The sequence below is a fragment of the Pantoea sp. Tr-811 genome, assembly GCF_011752535.1.
Classification (GTDB): domain Bacteria; phylum Pseudomonadota; class Gammaproteobacteria; order Pseudomonadales; family Pseudomonadaceae; genus Aquipseudomonas.
The window spans coordinates 1-228 of sequence record NZ_VWXJ01000088.1 but is presented as its reverse complement, the minus strand read 5'-3'; the positions used below and the strand labels follow the sequence as shown (position 1 = coordinate 228).

Genomic DNA, 228 nt, shown 5'->3' with positions numbered 1-228 from the left:
GCATCACTGGTGTGACCGGTGGCAACTACGAGAAGCTGGAAACCGCTGGTACTCCAAGCACCGTGGTGAACGACGATCCGTCGAACCTCGATAACACCGGGCTGAGCCTGACTGCCACTGGCACCGTTCAGGAAGGCGGCCAGATCATCTACACCGCCACGCTGACCAACCCAGCTGGCACCGAAATGAAGGTGACCCTGAGCAACGGTGAGACCATCACCATTGCCA

Annotated in this window: 1 protein-coding gene; it reads left to right on the top strand. The window is 59.2% G+C overall.

From position 1 onward, the window contains the following. Positions 1–228: immunoglobulin-like domain-containing protein (locus tag F3J44_RS29530; RefSeq protein ID WP_167278023.1), on the top strand; the 228-nt coding region annotated here is incomplete at both ends.